Source organism: Microcoleus sp. B5-D4 (assembly GCF_036705145.1).
Lineage (GTDB): Bacteria > Cyanobacteriota > Cyanobacteriia > Cyanobacteriales > Microcoleaceae > Microcoleus.
The window spans coordinates 91,892-106,748 of record NZ_JAUBTV010000011.1 but is presented as its reverse complement, the minus strand read 5'-3'; the positions used below and the strand labels follow the sequence as shown (position 1 = coordinate 106,748).

Sequence of the window (14,857 nt, the reverse complement as noted above, 5' to 3'; positions counted from 1 at the left end):
CGCGCGCACCCTACAATACAGTTATATCGTTTCCGGTTGCATCGGAATTATTAGCCAAAATTAGGACACGGCTCTTGGAGTGTCCCTACAATATTATTTTCGGTAGGGACACTCCAAGAGCCGTGTCCTCTATATCATTCCGATGCAACCGGATTTGATATTAGACTTTCCTCTTAAGTCCCTTCGCTCAGCCTCCGCAAATTCAAAATATCGCTCATCTTTTTAATTTGCATACAAGTGCGCTCGAACTGTTGTTTATCCTGGATATCCATGCACAAGTCAATTAATGCCGGCAATCCGGGATATGTTTTGACTTGAGCGCTGCGGACGTTTACTTGGTTGTCCTTTAAATGCGATAAAACATCATTGAGAACTCCCACTCGATCGAGGGCTTCAATTTGAATGTTAACCGGATAAGTGTTGGGTCGAGATTCATTGCGGTTGCTGGAATTCCAACTCACAGGAACCAACCGATCCCCAGGTACGCTTTCAACATTTGAACATCCTTGCCGGTGAATCGAAATTCCGCGAGTGCGAGTCACAACTCCAATAATTGATTCCCCAGGAATTGGACAGCAACAGCCGGATAAATGGTACAGCAATCCCTCTACACCTGCGATCGGCGATTTGCTAGGAGACGAACTTGGTACTGGTTTCGGTGCCGTCGATGCAGGTATTAGCTGGGGCAATTCCTGTCCTCCGGCGGGGGCAGCTTCAATTTTTTGCTGCACTTTTACTAAATCTCGCAGTCGATTTACTACGAGATTTAGGGTGACTTCGCCATAGCCCAAACCGGCGATTAAATCCTCGACGCTGTGGTAGTTGCAGCGCTGAGCCACAGACTGCATGGGTTCAGATTTCAGCAAAGATTCTAAGCCGTTTTTACCTAATTCTTTTTCCAGCAATTCGCGCCCGCGAGCGAGATTTTCATCTCGGTGCGATCGCTTCAACCACTGCCGAATTCTGTTTTTTGCTCCGTTTGTCTTGACAAAATTCAGCCAGTCGGAACTCGGATGACCATTCTTTTGGGTCAATATTTCTACAATATCGCCGTTCTTTAAAACCTTATCTAATGTCACCATTCGCCCGTTGACTCTCGCACCGGTGCAGTGATTGCCAATTTCTGTGTGAATACGGTAAGCAAAATCTACGGGAGTTGATCCGCTATTGAGAGCAATCACGTCTCCGTTAGGAGTAAAAACGTAAATATCTTCGTCGAATAAGTTGTCCTTAATGCTTTGTAAATATTCGCGATCGTCTTTGAGGTCGCTTTGCCATTCAAGGAGTTGTCGCAGCCAAGTAAATTTTTCGTCATCGCCGGTGACTTTTGTGTTAGAACCGCCGGTTTCTTTGTATTTCCAGTGCGCGGCAATGCCGTATTCTGCAATGTGGTGCATTGCTACGGTGCGGATTTGCACTTCGATGGGGCGGCCGCTGGTTCCGATTACTCCGGTGTGCAAAGATTGGTAGCGGTTGGCTTTTGGTAAACCGATATAATCTTTAAAGCGGCCGGGAATTGGGCGGAAAGAATCGTGGACGATCGCCAAAGCGCGATAACAGTCATCATTGGTTTCTACTATGATCCGCACCGCCGCAATATCGTACACTTGCTTAAACCCTTTTTGGCGGCGCTGCATCTTCCCGTAAATCCCGTACAAATGTTTGGGACGGCCGCTAACTTCATAGCATTTAATGCCTAAATTGTCAAGCCTTTCTCGCAAACTATCTGTGACTTCTGCGAGTTGAGTTTCTCGATCTGCCCGCTTCTCGGCCACCAATTCCTGAATTTCGCGGTAAGCTTCCGGTTCCAGGTATTTAAAGGCTAAATCTTCCAATTCCCACTTAAAGCGGCCAATACCCAAACGGTTCGCTAGGGGAGCAAAAATATCTCGGGTTTCTAGGGCAATACTGCGCTGCTTTTCTTCGGACAAATGCTCCAAAGTCCTCATGTTGTGCAGGCGATCTGCGAGTTTGACCACAATAACGCGAATATCTTTAGCCATTGCTAGGAACATTCGGCGGAAATTTTCCGCAAGGCGCTCTGTTTTGCTGGAAAAATTAAACTTAGAAAGCTTGGTGACACCTTCAACCAACTGTCGCACTTCGGCGCCGAACCGCTGTTCTATTTCTTCGAGAGTAATATCTGTATCTTCAACAATGTCGTGGAGGAAGCCCGCGGCAATCATGACGTTGTTGCCGCCCATATACCGGAGTATTCCAGCGACAGCTACCGGATGGCAAATGTAAGGTTCTCCAGATTTGCGGTATTGTCCTTCGTGCAAGTCGCGGGCAAATTCAAAGGCCCGACAAATTAAGCTGTCGTCAGTCGAGCAATTCGGGTTAGAGCCCCCATCAGGCTCCGATCGAGTATTCAGACATTCTTGCAGCCAATCGGGAACTACAGCAGGATCGATCGAAGGAGAGGGAGTCAGAGTGTTCGCGTTCATGGGGTACACCTTTAAAACTTAGAAATACAAATGGTTAAAAGCCGGTTTCCGGTTGAATTGCCGAAATTATGTGTTTAGCTATACTAAACTAATTGAATGCCACAATTTGCAATTCAAAAAAATAGTCGATTTTTCTGTTAACTATACCTATCTAATTCCCAGTCGCCCCCCCTCGGAGGTAGGAAAATATAGTGACACCACTGCCACCGCCGCAGTCTGTCGATCGGGGAAAATCGGGTAAAATAAGCATATTTTGGCGGTAGCAGTTGAGGTGGCGGGCGATCGGCATTTACCGGCAACGCTCAACTAAAAGCAGCAGCCACAAGGGTAGAGTCAGGGCAGAAAATCAAAAAAAGTTCTCACAAAACAGGGAATTGCTCCAAAAACGCACCGCTTCCCTCCAATATGAGCAAACTTAAGTAAGTATCTACTTTGATTATAAATACAAATTTGTTTACAAAATCATGATATTGTCCGAAGACCGCCGCCAGTGCTACCAAGAATTACAGCAAGCACTAGAACAACTACAAACAACTGCTGCACAGGATAATCTGGATGGGGCCGCGCTGGCGATCGAATACAGAAAAGTGCAACAATTTTTCGGAAACCAAATTATGAGAGCCGAAAGCGATGACTTAGACGCCTCAGAAACACCCCCAGAGCAGTCCTATTTGACGGAAATTCACAAGCAACTGCGGTTATTGGGGACAGATGTCTCGTTTTTGCAAGCGTCGCGCCAGCCAGCGACAGCAAAGGCGAGGCAAACTGCGGCGATCGCGCGGCTTAACACGCTAATTGGCTACTGTGGCGCGCTGCTGCAAAAAAATTCTGGTTCTTGAGGGCCCGCCCAGATACAGAATTAATAATTGAATTAACAGGGAATTAATAAGGCAAGGAGAAATAAAGCGGTGGAATGTCCAAAATGTAAACATCCCAATTTAGAAGGCGGTACCTTAGCCGGCCGTATGTCGGTGCAGTGGTGTCCCAACTGTTACGGTATCTGGATTCCAGGCAGAGAATACGAAGCTTGGCAGAAAGAGCAGAGCCAGTGGTACAACAAATCCGAGAAGCCTGATGCGACAGCGACTCTCGGCATAGAATTCACCCCGTCTGTCTACGACAGCAAAGCAGCGCTGTGTCCCGAAGACGGTCACTATCTGTCGCGGGCGAAAGTTCCTTTCAGCAGAGTGCCCTTTTACATAGAGCGCTGTATGTTGTGCGGGGGCATTTGGTGCGATAACGGCGAGTGGGACATTCTCGAAAGTCTGGGATTCCACACCGAGATTGACAAGATGTTTTCTCCGAATTGGCAAGCTAAGGCCCGCGTGCAAGAACTCGCCTCTCGCGAACGTCAAGTGCTGACTGAGAAGCTGGGGCCGGATATCGCCGGATATGTGTTGGAACTCGCGGAAGTTTTAGCAGACCATCCTCACGCAGATTGTGCGGCTACCTACATACTGCGGAGAGCTGAGTTGAAGCGAAAGGAAATTTAGTCAGTTGATGGTTGTCAGTTGTTAGTTGTCAGTTGTCAGTTGTCAGTTATCAGTTGCTCGGTGAATGATGTACTAATAAAAGCTTTGTTGGTAGCTATTTTTATTTGTATTTACAAACAGCAGAGCAGTCTCTTGCCCATAACTAATAACTCTGAAACACTAAGAAGTAACAACTAACAGCCAGTATATTGACCATTAAATAAGAAATAACAACTGACCACTGACCACTGACTACTGACCGAAAGCATCCAGGATACAAGCCCCCGAATTTATCCGTGGGGTTAATGCTTAAATTCTTTAATCTAAAATCCAAAATCTAAAATCTAAAATCGATTGACTAAGGACTAATGACTAATGACTAATGACTCTTCTCTATTTTCCGTTGACAATCTGCGAGTAGCTTATCCTCAGCGGCGGGGCCAATCCGGTTGGGCAGTTGACGGGGTTTCGCTGACGCTGAAACCGGGGGAAAAGCTCGGATTAGTTGGGGAGTCTGGGTGCGGTAAGTCAACTTTGGGAAGGGCGGCGATGCGGTTGCTGCCGGATTCAACGCTGATTGAGGGGCGAGTTAGTTTTGCTGGAGAGTCGGTGTTTGATATGAATGCTTCGCGGCTGAGACGGTTTCGGGGCGAAGCTGTAGCATTGATTTTTCAAGATCCGATGACTCGTCTCGATCCTTTGATGACTGTAGGAGAACATTGCATCGAGACTTTGCAAGCTCACAGACCGAATTTGGATCGCAAGCAAGCTAAGAAACGGGCGATCGAAACTCTGGAAGCTGTGAAAATTCCGGCGTCTCGCTGGTCGCAATTTCCCCACGAATTTAGTGGCGGAATGCGGCAAAGAGTAGCAATTGCTTTGGCCCTTTTGCTCGATCCCAAATTAATTGTGGCGGACGAACCGACTACAAGTTTGGACGTAACTGTAGCTGCCCAGATTTTGCAGGAATTAACCAGACTTTGTGAGGAACGGGGAACGGCTATTTTGTTGATTTCTCACGATTTGGCGATGGTGGCTGAGTATTGCGATCGCATTGCGGTGATGTACGGCGGTAAAGTCGTAGAAACAGGGCCGGTGCAAAACGTTTTTGAAAAGCCGCAGCACGAATATACTCGATCGCTCCTCAAAGCAGCTTTGCACATTCAAGCCGATTCTGACAAAGGGTTAGCATTCGAGGAAATCAGGACTGAAGCGGTTACTGCAAACTCAACAAATTCGCCTCTTTTGACTGTAACCAATTTGCAGCAACACTACAGTTTAGAAAGCAATTTATTAGATCAGTTGTTTTCCAGGAATCGCCAGGTAATTAAAGCAGTAGACGGCGTTAGTTTAGAGCTACAACGGGGAGAAACCCTAGGGCTGGTGGGGGAGTCCGGCTGCGGCAAAAGTACCTTGTCACGCACGATTTTGCAGCTAATTACCGCGACTGGTGGCAAAGTGGAATTTCAAGGAATAGATATAACTGCCCTGAACCGCGATGCTGTGAGGAAGCACCGCCGCGAAATGCAAATGATCTTTCAAGACCCCCACGCTTGCCTCAATCCGATGATGACTGTCGGGCAAAGTATTGCTGACCCTTTGTTTATTCACAAATTAGCTAATGGCAGCGAAGCGAAAAAACAAGTAATCCAAATGTTAGAGCGGGTGGGTTTAAGCCCAGGGGAGGATTTCTTTCGTCGCTATCCGGGGGAATTGTCAGGAGGACAACAGCAGCGAGTTTCTATAGCCCGCGCTTTGATTACTCGGCCGCAACTGATAATTTGCGACGAACCTGTGAGTATGCTGGATGCCAGCGTGCAGACTCAAGTTTTAGAGCTGATGTTGGAGTTGAAGCAGGAATTTAATTTGACTTATCTGTTTATTACGCACGATTTGTGGGTGGCGAGATTTTTTTGCGATCGTATTGCGGTGATGAATGCGGGAAAAATTGTTGAAATCGGTAAGACTAGGGATATTTTTACTAATCCGCAGCACCCTTATACTCAGCAATTATTGCAGGCTGCTCCTTTACTAGCCCGAACTAATTGATTTGGGATTTGGGATTTGGGATTTGGGATTTGGGATTTCGGAAATTTCCGGTTAAATTGGTTAAAGTTAAGGGATACTTTTCAAATCCTTCCACCGACACCAAGCACGATATGGCAGAATCTGACCTAGGCAGTTTTGCGGTGGCACCCGAAGCCTCATTCGCGATCGCACAAGATGAAGACACTGAGATCGATCGTCCCACGGTAACTCGCTCGTCAGCATACAACAACTGGTCTGCCGACGATCCCGTGGGAGCTTTGTTCAAGGAAATGGCTCGCTATCCTCTACTGACTGCCACCGAAGAGGTGGAGTTGGCGCGCCGCGTTCAAGAATTGGTAGCCCTGGATGAACTAGAACAGCGTTTGCAGCAGGAATTAGACAGAGTGCCGACAAAAGCTGAACTCGCAGCGGCTTTGGGGATAAGCGAAACTCAACTGCAACAGCTTCGCCACCAGTGTCAGTCGGCGAAACGGAAAATGATCAGCTCGAATTTGCGCTTGGTGGTTTCGATTGCCAAACGCTATCTTAATCGGGGCGTGCCTTTTCTCGATTTAATTCAGGAAGGAGCTTTGGGTTTGAATCGGGCAGCCGAAAAGTTTGATCCGGAGAAGGGTTACAAGTTTTCTACTTATGCCTATTGGTGGATTCGCCAAGGAATTACCCGGACAATTGCCAATCAAGGGCGGACGATTCGCTTGCCGGTTCACATTGTCGAACAGTTAAATAAACTCAAAAAAGTTTATCGGGATTTGAGGCGTTCTCTTCAACGCAATCCCAGTGAAACTGAACTCGCTAGAGAAATGCAAGTTAGTTGCGAACAGCTTCGCTACCTCCAGCAAGTACGTCGGCAATCTTTGTCTCTCAACCACCGCATCGGCTCCGAAGAAAGTTCGGAACTTTTGGATGTTCTCGAAGATAACGCGACGCAATCTCCCGAAGCTCAGATGAATGAGATGATGATGCGCCAAGATATTTTGGAGGTGTTGGACAGTATTTTGACTGAGCGGGAAAAAGAGATTGTTGCTATGCGTTACGGTTTGCTGACCGGCGAACCTTACACTTTAGAAGAGGTCAGCAGTTTGTTCAATTTGTCCCGCGAACGAGTCCGTCAAATTCAAAATAAGGCAATGCGAAAGCTGCGCCGCCCTCAAGTGACGGAACGATTGAAGGGCTGGTTGAAATAAACTAAAAAACATTGAGTTGGCATTTTGAAAAATCTTAAAATTATTGTGGGGGAAACTCCGATGCTACCGTAAATATGCTGCTTCAAGGTTGAAAAGCTTAATTAAAAATTACAAATTAAAAATGTCTTGATGTGGTATTTTTAATTGTTAATTGTCGCGTACTACTTACTTATTTATGTCTTCTGAGGTAATTTTGCGTCCAGCTACCCGCGCCGACGTGCCGGTGCTGTTTGATTTGATTAAAGCTTTAGCTGAGTACGAAAAATTATCTCATGCCGTTACTGGCAATGCCGTTGATTTGGAGAATCATTTGTTTGGCTCACGACCTTTTGTTGAAGCGATTTTAGCCGAGTGCGAGGGTCGGGTTGTGGGCTGGGCGCTATTTTTTTACAATTATTCTACTTTTTTGACTCAGCCGGGAATTTATTTGGAAGATTTGTTTGTGCTGCCTGAGTTTCGAGGGCGGGGAATTGGCAAGTCTTTGATAGTTTATTTAGCGCAGTTGACAGTAGAAAGGGGCTGCGGGCGTTTGGAATGGAGCGTTTTGGATTGGAATGAATTGGCGATCGGATTTTACAAGGGTATCGGTGCTGATGTGATGCCCGACTGGCGGATTTGCCGGGTTGCGGGCGAGTCTTTGGCAAATTTGGCATCGAAGTAATTCAGGCGTGTGGAACAGGCATCTTGCCTGTGTGTGGAACAGGCATCTTGCCTGTGTGTGGAACAGGCATCTTGCCTGTGTGTGGCACAGGCATCTTGCCTGTGTGTGAAACAGGCATCTTGCCTGTGTGTGGAACAGGCATCTTGCCTGTGTGTGGAACAGGCATCTTGCCTGTGTGTGGAACAGGCATCTTGCCTGTATGTGGAACAGGCATCTTGCCTGTATGTGGAACAGGCATCTTGCCTGTGTGTGGAACAGGCATCTTGCCTGTGTGTGGCACAGGCATCTTGCCTGTGTGTGGAACAGGCATCTTGCCTGTTAACCTAAAATGCCGCACTAGGGTTAATTAATACCGACCTAATTAATTGACAAAAATATAGGAAAATTTAGATAATAGTTAAGTTAATTGGGAGAGTAGATCGTGATTATTTGGGTAAACGAGCAAATCGATCCGTCGGGTATTCTTTATTCTTGCATTGCTTGTTGCGATGAGACTCAAGCGAAGGATTGCCACGAATCTTTTGAGAAGAATTTGACGGCAGAGCAAAAACAGCAGGGCTGGGTTGCTACCTTGCGGACTGTTAGTTCTTGGGATGAGGTGCCTGTTAATGCTTTGAAATTGAATTGATTAGTGCAAGTCATCAGCCACTTTAGTCTCGCCCTGTTTCCGTTCGATCGAAGTGGCAGGAAAACGTTGCACGTCTGTTCGTCCAAGGCAAGATAACTGGGAGCATCTCATATTTGTAAAAACACTTCTTCTGGCTCCTTCCTTCTTCCTTCTTCCTTCTTCCTCTTTTCTCCTGGCTCCTGACTCCTGACTCCTAACTCGAATTTCTAGCGGAGGGCGGCTTTCATTGAGATGCTCTCAGATAACTCGATCGCACATTGGTCAAATTAACAGAGGTTTTGTGAAACAGAAGGCAAAAAGCTACCAGCATTTGGGGCTGCTAGTCTGAGGATTGTGGCCTGGAAGGTGCGGGAATTTGGGCGGAAATTTTCGGGCCTGCAGTGCTGCCAACACGCTAGGACGAAAAAGCGTGCAAGTGCGATCCTCTTCGAGGGTTCCGCTAACGACAATTCGCATTTCTTAAAGTGATTTTAGGATTACTATTAATAGATAGAGGCATTTCCAATTGTCTAGTTAAATTTTTATGATTGAAACCTTATTTCACGCTTATACGCCTCTAGTTATCTGGACGGGCTTAGGACTGCTGCTGTTTCGGTACATCCCAGTTGATTTTCCCAAGCTGCTGAGCCACTTTCTTTTCTGGATTGGGATACCGCTGCAAATTCTAGTTTTAGCCCGTCAGAGCGATTTTTCGGGTGCTGTGGGATTCACGCCGGCGATCGCCATATTCGTGTTATTTCTGAGTACGAGTTGTGCTTGGCTGACTTGGGTATTATTGCGTAGGCTGAGTGCGGCCCACATCAAAAAGCCCTATTTTCAGGGCAAGAATTCTCTGGTAAATTTATTCTTAGTAAATTTTAATTCCCTGAAGCGATCGAGCGAAGGGAGTTTTATCCTAGCTTCGATGTTAGGGAATACGGGCTTTGTTGGATTAGCAATCACCCCGTCTATCATCAGCACCGATAACACCAACTGGGCTGTCTTGTACAGCGTCACTAACAACGTTATTGGAACTTATTGTTTCGGTGTATTTATTGCTAGCTATTTCGGGAACTCGGAGCAAAAAAAACACTGGTGGACTCAGATCCGGGACGTGCTGACAGTTCCCGCTCTCTGGGCATTTTTAATTGGTTTTTATACTAGAAACATCCCCCTGCCCGAAACAGTGGAATCGGGATTGCAGACTGCTGTTTGGGTGGTAATTGCCAGTGCTTTGCTGCTGGTTGGCATCCGGCTGAGGTCTATTAAGAAATGGGAAAGTTTTGAACTGGCGTTAATCCCGTCGCTGTTAAAAGTGGTAATTGTGCCGGTGCTAATCGGATTGGGTGCTAGTTATTTCGGATTGAGTGGCGATCCGAGGTTTGTGTTGGTGTTGATGTCGGGAACGCCCACAGCTCTTTCCGTGCTGATTTTAGCAGAAGTCTACGAGCTCGATCGCGATTTGTTAGCTAGCAGCATCGCCATCACTTCTGTCGGTTTGCTGTTGATGCTTCCGCTGTGGTTAGCTGGGTTTAGTTAATATTAGCTAAAGTTTCAAATCAGATTGCTATAAAATTTCGCAGTACAATGAACAATAACTGCACGGAAAAGACGATGAATGAGACAATAACTGCTACAGGTCTGCCTCCTGCATTCCCCGACCATACCCAACTGCCAGACGAAGACGGTACATTTGTGAAAAATTTTCAGGAGCATCCTCAGAGCATCATTCTGACAGATTCGATCGGGCCGGTTGTAGAGCGGCTGCATCCAGACGGACAATATGCGATCGGGCAAGATTGCGGCATTTACTGGCGAGAAACTGACCCGCCAGAACGAGGTGCAGAAGCACCGGATTGGTTTTACGTGCCGAATGTACCCGCAACACTCGATGGTTTTCGCCGTTCTTATGTACTTTGGCGGGAACACATGGCTCCGTTCATTGCTTTAGAATTTGCTAGTGGTAATGGAGAGGAAGAGCGCGATCGTACTCCGCTTTCTGTGGCGGCCGACGGTACAACAACTAAACCCGGTAAGTTTTGGGTGTACGAGAGAATTATCCGCATCCCTTACTACGGCATTTATGAAATGAGAACGGGCAATTTAGAGGTCTATCACCTAATAGATTTTGGGTATCGAAGGATGGAGCCAAACGAACGCGGTCACTATCCCATTCCTGTACTAGATGTAGAATTGGGACTGTGGCAGGGAAGCTATCAAAATCAAGAACTGCTTTGGCTGCGGTGGTGGGATTCGCAGGGGAATTTGCTGTTAACTGGCTCCGAACAAGTTGAAATTGAGCGGGGCAGGGTCGAACAAGAACGGGAAAGAGCCGAACAAGAACGGGAAAGAGCCGAACAAGAACGGGAAAGAGCCGAACAAGCAGAGCGAAAAGCCGCCCAGTTAGCCGATCGACTGCGAGCAATGGGAATCGATCCCGATGCTGAGGATTGATATCAAATTCCCAAAACTCTCTCTGTAGCGCGAGCATCCCGCACCTTACCTTTTACAATCACAAAAAACCAAGCTGATGGAAACTAAACCACCTCTACCGCCCTTTACGTTGGAAACGGCTAAAGCCAAAGTTCAAGCTGCTGAAGATGCCTGGAATACCCGCGATCCAGAACGAGTAGCCTTAGCTTATACGGAAGATTCTCAGTGGCGAAACCGTGCCGAATTCTTCAGCGGACGGGAAGAAATCAAGGCTTTTTTAAGACGAAAATGGGCAAAGGAATTAGATTACCGTTTAAAGAAAGAACTGTGGAGTTTTACAGATAATCGGATTTCTGTTCGATTTGAGTATGAGTGGCACGATGATTCTGGCTACTGGTATCGCGCCTATGGTAATGAACAGTGGGAATTTGCCGAAAATGGGTTAATGCGAAGACGTGAAGCTAGTATTAATGATGTTCCCATTCAAGAGTCTGAACGGAAGTTTCGATAAGATTTATCGGTGAGTTGTTAGACGCATAAACCTGGTTTTTTAGGAAAATATGCAGGTTTGTAGTAAGGACTTTAGTCATGATTGCCTAGACCTCTTGCAAAAATAGCTGGGACGGGCAAGATGCCCGTCCCACAAAAAGTTTTTTCTCTTGTGGGATGGGCATCTTGCCCGTCCGAAAATTTGATCGAAAGGACTTTTGCAAGAAGTCTACTCAATGCCAGAAAGACGAATAAAGCCCTCACTACTAACGAAAGGTTTGTAGTCAGGACTTTAGTGATGATTAGAACTCTTGCAAAAATACAAGGCACCCCACCCCAACCCTCCCATTGAATCAGGGGAGGAGGCAAGATTATTCTTGTTTCCCCGCTTAATAAGGGGGACTTGCGGGGGGTGAATTTGACTTTTGCAAGAACTCTAGAGAAGTTTATAGAGCATCTGCGATCGTGTACAATCTGAAAAAACAATTTTAATGGAGTTTTGTTGCAAATGAAATTTTTGGCGATCGAAACACTAATTGTTAGTTCTATCCTTCTGTCAATCTCATCATTGTCCTCTGCTCAAAGTAATCAACAGGGCTCTACAATTTTACCCACAGGAGCTTACTACGCTCAAGGAACAATGTTCAATAACTCCCGTAGAGAGATTGCACATCAAAACAATAGAATCTGCATCAAGATCGTCGATGGCCCTGCAAATCCCTACAAAGGCGTCGAATCTATCACAATTAGCAGCGTGTCTTTGGAAAATGGGAAATACTATATTGATGCAACTGGCACGGAGCTAGTATTAAAAAACAATGGAAAAGCATTCTCTGGCGACATTCGCGGTACATGGGAGTATAGAGGTATCTCCCCCGATCGAAGGAGTGAACCCATACAAGCTAAAAAAATGGCAGAATGTGTAGCGGCTCAAGGACGATATGTGGAGAAGATGGAAGGAATATCAATTTCAGGAATCGATTTTCCCAAGCATTAACCATCATTGAAATGGGGAGGGGCGCAACCAAAAGGTGATCTGTGGGATGCAGTAATGGGTAATCGAAGTAAGGTGCGCGGCGCGCACCCTACATCATTAGGTTATTCGTCCCAGACTTTATCCTCAATCGGTAAGCAAACTCGGAGAAGTCAGCACAAAGACATCCCTGGTTCCCACTCCTTCAGATTCCGGTTTAATCGGCGTAGTAAAGTGGAAAAATTCGTGGTCGTTAACTAACAGCAATTCCCCTGGCTGCAGAATTTTATTAAAAACAGGCTTCTCTTTTTTAGCCAAGTACAAATGCGTTTCCCCGCCGACAATATTAGTTCTGTCCACCGAGAAAATCCCGATAAAGTCAGTACCGTCTTGGTGAATGCCTTCCGGTGCGGGGTTGCCGAAATTGTGCGGCGAACAAGTTGTCCTGATTTGATGGATGCCGATTTCAGCTTCAGGGTGAATTTTGCAGGAATCGAAAAAAGCAAAAATCATCTGTTTGAAATTATCGAGGGCGATTAGTCGATCGTCCAATTCGGCAAATTCCCGCCTGATATCACCCACTAGCGGATTGTATGTTTTGCTTTGATACAAATAGCCGTGAGGTAACTTAACTAACTCATTTCCGTTGACTGCAAACCGCGATAATCTTCTCGAACGATACTTACCTTTCACATACGGATCGACAGGCATATCGTCAAAAAATTCCTTGAAACCTTCTAGCTTAATCGAGTTTACTTTTTTGAAAGTAAACATGAAGGCATAATCCAAATGAATGGATTCTAATACGGTTTTCATAGATTTTACTCCCTGAAGCCTTGCTCCCCTCCCTAATTTTGCCTGGAGGAGGTGTATGCTTCTACTCTAGCGCAGGTTTTTTGGATGTGTCGTAAAAGACACTACAAAAATTGCAAAGATATCGTAAAGCTTGCAAGATGAATCCGGGGCTGGTTCTTCTTTTAATCCAAAATCCCCAATCTAAAATCTAAAATCTAAAATCTAAAATCGATTGACTGCTTTCACCAGCGACTGACAGGCCCGCAGGAAAACGGCAACATCGACCCCAAGTGCAACGTACTGAACGCCAGCATCAATCCACTGCTGGGCGATTTCGGGGTTTTCGGCAAAAGTACCGGCGGCTTTGCCTGCTTTGCGGATGGTTTGCACTGCCTCTTGCATCATGTCGATGACTCGGGGATCGCGGACTTGACCGGGAATGCCGATCGACTGTGACAAATCGTAAGGCCCCAGAAAAATCACGTCCACCTCTGGCACAGTAACAATTTCTGCCAGGTTGTCGATGCCGCCTTTGCCTTCGACATGAATCACAACTAAGGATTCTTCGTTGAGTTTGTCGGTGATATTTGTACCTGCAGCGGTGTAAAGCCCCGCCCGCGTAGCGAAGGAAAGGCCTCGCGTGCCCAGAGGACTGTATTTAGCGCTTTTGACAGCGGTTTCGGCATCGATTTTGCTTTCTATTTGAGGTACTTGAACGCCTGCACTGCCGATATCAAGAGCTCGTTGAATTTGCGGCCCGTCGTTTTTGCGGACACGAATAATCGGTGCAATTCCAGTGCAGTCGGCGGCGCGACACAAATCTTCAGCAGCAAGCGGGTTCAGGGGCCCGTGTTCCATATCGATAACGGCGAAATCAAATCCAGCGTGACCGCATATTTCCATGAATGCGGGATAAGCGCAGTTCATAAATAAACCGAGGACTGTTTCGCCTTGTTTAATTTTTTGTTTCAGTTGGTTTTGACGCATAATTTTGGACTTTTTTTTACCGCAGATGAATGCCGATGAACCCAGATTATTTTTAATAATACAACTAAAATATTGCGGTTACAAATTATTTTAGGTTAAGAGTATCGCTAAAAATTTGGTAGCTGCTTTTGCTTCAATCTTAAAGGGAATCAAGCACAAAAGCCAGCCACAAATAAACATTCCTAAGATTGGTAAAAATATGGCTCCCACGGATGGTTCTACTAACCAAGCAAATAAAGAAAACATTCCTATACTGCCAGTTGTCCACAGCCAAAGAATCAGAATTCCTATAACTGTTGTATGTAAACTCATCCTAATTCTGATGGAACAACCGAACTGTTGATTATGTATATCTCCTTGTATAATTGGGAACAATAAATGTCTCCCGATGATGATGCGATTAATTTTGAATTTTTTGCCATAAATCGTTCCTTCATAGGGTTTTGCAGGGGGTTGACCAAAGGGTATAATTATTCTAAAAACTTTGGGAGGAGTAACAACTTCGTCTAACCTGCGTAAAACTTCCGAATAAGTTAAACTGGTGGTAATTGTTAAACTCTCAAAAGGAATGAATGACCTAAAAAATTTGACGATTTTGAGCATAAGGTAGATCCGGCTGTTCAATAGTTGTTGCTGGTATTAATGCCTCTTATCTAAAAAAGTTTTCCCTGACAACACCGCGAAATACCAGTATACTGCAAAATAAACATTTAGATGGGAGGAGTGTTTTTCGGGCTATGTCAAAATTAATTCCACAATC

Annotated in this window: 15 protein-coding genes; 11 read left to right on the top strand and 4 right to left on the bottom strand. The window is 45.8% G+C overall.

Going from position 1 to position 14,857, the window contains the following annotated elements; genetic code table 11:
- Nucleotides 1–173: 173 nt before the first annotated feature.
- On the bottom strand, nt 174–2,447 hold the full coding sequence (locus tag QUB10_RS07955; RefSeq protein ID WP_333201071.1) for a bifunctional (p)ppGpp synthetase/guanosine-3',5'-bis(diphosphate) 3'-pyrophosphohydrolase: 2,274 nt from the start codon (nt 2,445–2,447) through the stop codon (nt 174–176).
- Nucleotides 2,448–2,911: 464 nt separating this feature from the next.
- Between QUB10_RS07955 and patD the strand changes: the two genes are divergently transcribed.
- The 11 genes from patD to QUB10_RS07900 all read left to right on the top strand — a co-directional run bounded on the left by patD (nt 2,912) and on the right by QUB10_RS07900 (nt 12,339).
- The gene (gene patD, locus QUB10_RS07950; RefSeq protein WP_333201069.1) at nt 2,912–3,286 is read left to right on the top strand and encodes a heterocyst frequency control protein PatD; all 375 of its coding nucleotides are present in this window, start codon (nt 2,912–2,914) and stop codon (nt 3,284–3,286) included.
- Between the two features lie 69 nt (nt 3,287–3,355).
- The gene (locus tag QUB10_RS07945; RefSeq protein ID WP_333156811.1) at nt 3,356–3,940 is read left to right on the top strand and encodes a zf-TFIIB domain-containing protein; all 585 of its coding nucleotides are present in this window, start codon (nt 3,356–3,358) and stop codon (nt 3,938–3,940) included.
- A 354-nt stretch (nt 3,941–4,294) separates the two neighbouring features.
- A complete protein-coding gene (locus QUB10_RS07940) occupies nt 4,295–5,968 on the top strand; it encodes an ABC transporter ATP-binding protein (protein WP_333201067.1) in 1,674 nt (557 codons plus the stop codon).
- A gap of 110 nt (nt 5,969–6,078) precedes the next feature.
- Nucleotides 6,079–7,152 carry an RNA polymerase sigma factor, RpoD/SigA family gene (locus tag QUB10_RS07935; protein ID WP_333201065.1) on the top strand — a complete coding sequence of 358 codons (1,074 nt, stop codon included), beginning with the start codon at nt 6,079–6,081 and terminating at the stop codon, nt 7,150–7,152.
- Nucleotides 7,153–7,327: 175 nt separating this feature from the next.
- Nucleotides 7,328–7,813 (top strand): GNAT family N-acetyltransferase, encoded by a 486-nt coding sequence (locus QUB10_RS07930; protein WP_333201063.1) that lies wholly within the window; start codon nt 7,328–7,330, stop codon nt 7,811–7,813.
- Nucleotides 7,814–7,836: 23 nt separating this feature from the next.
- Complete coding sequence (locus tag QUB10_RS07925; RefSeq protein ID WP_333201061.1) at nt 7,837–8,163, top strand: hypothetical protein; 327 nt, start codon at nt 7,837–7,839, stop codon at nt 8,161–8,163.
- Between the two features lie 71 nt (nt 8,164–8,234).
- Entirely contained in the window at nt 8,235–8,441 is a 207-nt protein-coding gene (locus tag QUB10_RS07920) for a glycogen debranching protein (protein WP_333038077.1), read from the top strand.
- Between the two features lie 523 nt (nt 8,442–8,964).
- Entirely contained in the window at nt 8,965–9,960 is a 996-nt protein-coding gene (locus tag QUB10_RS07915; protein WP_333201059.1) for an AEC family transporter, read from the top strand.
- A 74-nt stretch (nt 9,961–10,034) separates the two neighbouring features.
- On the top strand, nt 10,035–10,874 hold the full coding sequence (locus QUB10_RS07910; RefSeq protein ID WP_333201098.1) for a Uma2 family endonuclease: 840 nt from the start codon (nt 10,035–10,037) through the stop codon (nt 10,872–10,874).
- Between the two features lie 76 nt (nt 10,875–10,950).
- Entirely contained in the window at nt 10,951–11,364 is a 414-nt protein-coding gene (locus QUB10_RS07905) for a nuclear transport factor 2 family protein (RefSeq protein ID WP_190657739.1), read from the top strand.
- A gap of 618 nt (nt 11,365–11,982) precedes the next feature.
- On the top strand, nt 11,983–12,339 hold the full coding sequence (locus tag QUB10_RS07900) for a hypothetical protein (RefSeq protein WP_333201057.1): 357 nt from the start codon (nt 11,983–11,985) through the stop codon (nt 12,337–12,339).
- A gap of 123 nt (nt 12,340–12,462) precedes the next feature.
- Here the strand turns inward: QUB10_RS07900 and QUB10_RS07895 are convergent, their stop codons facing one another.
- From QUB10_RS07895 to QUB10_RS07885, 3 genes are all read right to left on the bottom strand, one after another.
- Nucleotides 12,463–13,131, bottom strand: a complete 669-nt coding sequence (locus QUB10_RS07895; RefSeq protein ID WP_333201054.1) for a 2OG-Fe dioxygenase family protein — start codon at nt 13,129–13,131, stop codon at nt 12,463–12,465.
- A 201-nt stretch (nt 13,132–13,332) separates the two neighbouring features.
- Nucleotides 13,333–14,097, bottom strand: coding sequence for an aldolase/citrate lyase family protein (locus QUB10_RS07890; RefSeq protein WP_333201052.1), 765 nt, complete (start codon nt 14,095–14,097; stop codon nt 13,333–13,335).
- 90 nt (nt 14,098–14,187) lie between these two features.
- Nucleotides 14,188–14,700, bottom strand: coding sequence for a hypothetical protein (locus QUB10_RS07885; protein ID WP_333201050.1), 513 nt, complete (start codon nt 14,698–14,700; stop codon nt 14,188–14,190).
- Between the last annotated feature and the right edge of the window lie 157 nt (nt 14,701–14,857).

Coding starts and splice junctions, on each gene's coding strand:
- QUB10_RS07905 (WP_190657739.1), top strand. CDS start 10,951: ATGGAAACTAAACCACCTCTACCGCCCTTTACGTTGGAAACGGCTAAA.
- QUB10_RS07885 (WP_333201050.1), bottom strand. CDS start 14,700: ATGCTCAAAATCGTCAAATTTTTTAGGTCATTCATTCCTTTTGAGAGT.
- QUB10_RS07935 (WP_333201065.1), top strand. CDS start 6,079: ATGGCAGAATCTGACCTAGGCAGTTTTGCGGTGGCACCCGAAGCCTCA.
- QUB10_RS07915 (WP_333201059.1), top strand. CDS start 8,965: ATGATTGAAACCTTATTTCACGCTTATACGCCTCTAGTTATCTGGACG.
- QUB10_RS07930 (WP_333201063.1), top strand. CDS start 7,328: ATGTCTTCTGAGGTAATTTTGCGTCCAGCTACCCGCGCCGACGTGCCG.
- QUB10_RS07900 (WP_333201057.1), top strand. CDS start 11,983: ATGTTCAATAACTCCCGTAGAGAGATTGCACATCAAAACAATAGAATC.
- QUB10_RS07910 (WP_333201098.1), top strand. CDS start 10,035: ATGAATGAGACAATAACTGCTACAGGTCTGCCTCCTGCATTCCCCGAC.
- QUB10_RS07890 (WP_333201052.1), bottom strand. CDS start 14,097: ATGCGTCAAAACCAACTGAAACAAAAAATTAAACAAGGCGAAACAGTC.
- QUB10_RS07955 (WP_333201071.1), bottom strand. CDS start 2,447: ATGAACGCGAACACTCTGACTCCCTCTCCTTCGATCGATCCTGCTGTA.
- QUB10_RS07940 (WP_333201067.1), top strand. CDS start 4,295: ATGACTAATGACTCTTCTCTATTTTCCGTTGACAATCTGCGAGTAGCT.
- QUB10_RS07895 (WP_333201054.1), bottom strand. CDS start 13,131: ATGAAAACCGTATTAGAATCCATTCATTTGGATTATGCCTTCATGTTT.
- patD (WP_333201069.1), top strand. CDS start 2,912: ATGATATTGTCCGAAGACCGCCGCCAGTGCTACCAAGAATTACAGCAA.